The following is a 2,885-nucleotide window of genomic DNA, read 5'->3' on the forward strand; positions in this document are numbered from 1 at the left end:
CCGGAGTGTTTCTTTGCGCTTGGTTTTTGCTCTTTAATGAATTGTTACTCTCATTCGCGTTCATTGATTTGCCTCATTATTTATCATTCGGTTCATATTTTAACAAATCAAGATTAACGGAATATTAAGATCGTGTATTATTTGATCTATTTGTTTTATTTTATAAATATTTGATTAAATAATAATCAAATAGATTATGGGAAAAGCAATATTCAGTCTTGATCAAAATGATTGGGTTTTTACAAGAACACTTTTTATGCCCAATTCTATCCAAACGTGTAGTAGGGAATTGCGCCATAAGTCAGTTATGTGTAGCGAAGTCCAAGAATATAAATCAACCGGAAGCACCGGTTGACTTTATTTCGAACTTAGAGCGACAGGAAAAATTAAAATCAAGCGGTCATCGCTTTGAGACGAGCAATCAAGCGACTTTTAATGCGTGCTGCTTTGTTTTTATGGATTAATCCTTTGCCAGCCGCTTTATCAATCACTGGTTGTGCCTTGGAATAAGCAGCACGGGCAGCTTCTTGATCTCCGGATTCCATTGCCTTTAATACATTTTTGATGTAGGTGCGGTACATAGAACGTGCGCTGGCATTGCGTTGACGCAGCTTAATGTTTTGACGTGCACGCTTAATCGCTGATTTGATATTTGCCACTTAAAAATCTCCACTCAATCAGATATTGCAAAAAGATAGAGATCTTGCACAATGAGTTAGATTTTGTCAATAGATGTTCAAAGATCCATTAGGGCAAAATCATACTTTGCATGATCCAACCTACTGATGTAACTTTATTAGTTTAGGTATATCATAAAGGGAATTTTTCACTTATTAAGAAAGTCATGTCAACGACGGATATTATGGTACCCAAAAAGCAAAGCTTAATGCGTTCAACTACTCTTGTTTCAGTAATGACGTTTCTTTCAAGAATAGTAGGGTTTGCTAGAGATATGGTGCTTGCCAATTTTTTTGGTGCACAAGCTGGGATGGATGCTTTTTTTGTTGCCTTTAGAATACCCAATTTTATGCGGCGCCTATTTGCAGAAGGTGCTTTTTCTCAAGCCTTTGTTCCCGTGTTATCGGAATATCAAAAAACACGCTCTCCCGAAGATATACGTATTTTTATTGCTCGAATTTCCGGCTATTTGAGTTCTATATTAACTTTAGTTACGACAATTGGAATCATTGCGTCCCCAATTATTATTTTTTTGTTTGCCCCTGGTTTCAGCCATGATAGCACTCGAGCTGAGCTGGCCACCCAGATGCTTCGCATCACCTTTCCTTATCTCATGCTTGTTTCTCTAACTGCCATGGCGGGAGCTATATTAAATACCTATGGCTATTTTGGAATTCCAGCATTTACTCCGGTGTTGCTCAATATCAGCATGATATTGTCTGCGATGTATTTATGCCCTGCTTTACCACAGCCTGTCGTTGGTCTGGCTTGGGGGGTGCTTATCGCGGGTATGCTGCAGCTATTATTTCAGTTGCCATTCCTATACCAACGAAATTTGCTGATTAGGCCTAGGGTCGTTCGTGATGATCCTGGGGTAAATAAAGTTCTTAAATTAATGATCCCGGCTTTATTTGGGGTGTCAATAGCTCAACTTAATTTGATGGTAGATAGCATTTTTGCCTCTTTTCTTAAAGTAGGGAGTGTATCCTGGTTATATTATACAGATAGGTTGACTGATTTTCCTTTAGGGGTTTTTGGGGTTGCCATTGCGACGGTCATTCTTCCTCATCTTTCCAGAAAACACGCAGAGCAAAGCATTAATCAATATTCTCGCGCTCTGGATTGGGGATTACGTTCCATTTTGTTAATAGGAATACCGGCGGGTCTTGGGTTGTCCTTGTTTGCTTTGCCGTTAATTGCCAGTTGCTTTGCTTATGGAAAATTTTCTACCTATGATTTGCTTCAGACGCAAAAGAGCCTAATTACTCTTGGCATGGGAGTTCCGGCATTTATGATGGTAAAAGTTTTGGCTTCAGGATTTTATGCCCGTCAGGATATTAGTACACCTGTCAAAGTAGGTGCTGTGGCTATGATAGTTAATACTCTCTTGTGTGTTGTACTGGTTTGGCATTTGGCTCACGCTGGATTGACGCTTGCTTCTGCTTTGGCTGGGTATGTGAATTGCGGTATCTTATTATTTTTGTTGATCAGAAGAGGTGTGTTCAAACCTTCTCCTGGTTGGTTAAAATATAGTATGCAACTCTTAGTAGCTAATGTGGTAATCGGGATTTATTTATATTTTATGAGCGGAACTGCTGATTATTGGCTTGGTTTCCCCCCTTTAATGCGTTTGAGCTTGTTACTGACCCACGTGTTTGCTACGGTAATCATATATCTATTGGTTTTAGGTATAATGGGGATTAGACTTAATCACTTTCGTGGCCAGATGAAGGATTAAATGATGCAAGCTCAAGAATTTTATAAAACCCGCGGTGATAGAGTAGTTCCTATATACTTTATTTCACAAATCCAATGGGAAGAAGGAATTGAAAATCTTACTTCTGTTGAACGCAATTATTTCTCTATTCGTCAATTTAAAGGGAAATTAGGAGATTACTGTTTTATTCTTAATGCAGATGGCGTGATTGAAAAGGCTTATATTGGTTCAGGTACAGGGAATCAGGAGTCTGCTTTAGCTAATGCGGCCCTTTCATTACCCCCAGGAAATTATCAGTTACAAGAAAAATTAGCTTTACAAGTAGCGGTGTCCTGGGGTTTGGCACAGTATCGCTTCGATAAATATAAAAAATACGAACTACAACCCCGGATTTTGATAGTTGGAACTAATGAAATTGATCATATCTTAAACTTAACAAATTCTTTATTTTTAGTACGCGATCTAATTAATAAACCAAGCTGTGACATGG

2 protein-coding genes and 1 pseudogene are annotated in these 2,885 nt (G+C 38.5%); 2 read left to right on the forward strand and 1 reads right to left on the reverse strand.

The window, feature by feature from the left end:
* Window positions 1-392: 392 nt before the first annotated feature.
* A complete protein-coding gene (gene rpsT, locus OK13_RS13485) occupies window positions 393-659 on the reverse strand; it encodes a 30S ribosomal protein S20 (protein ID WP_035891642.1) in 267 nt (88 codons plus the stop codon).
* A 185-nt stretch (window positions 660-844) separates the two neighbouring features.
* Here rpsT and murJ point away from each other — a divergent pair, with 185 nt between their 5' ends.
* Together murJ and OK13_RS13495 are read left to right on the forward strand one after the other, a co-directional pair.
* Entirely contained in the window at window positions 845-2,416 is a 1,572-nt protein-coding gene (gene murJ / locus OK13_RS13490; RefSeq protein ID WP_035891644.1) for a murein biosynthesis integral membrane protein MurJ, read from the forward strand.
* Window positions 2,417-2,885: pseudogene (locus OK13_RS13495) on the forward strand (leucyl aminopeptidase family protein); the annotation flags it as partial. It abuts the gene before it with no gap.

The organism is Legionella norrlandica, from assembly GCF_000770585.1.
GTDB classification, from domain to species: domain Bacteria; phylum Pseudomonadota; class Gammaproteobacteria; order Legionellales; family Legionellaceae; genus Legionella; species Legionella norrlandica.

Excerpts from the sequence above, each read along its gene's own strand:
- murJ (WP_035891644.1), top strand. The coding sequence starts at position 845 with ATGTCAACGACGGATATTATGGTACCCAAAAAGCAAAGCTTAATGCGT.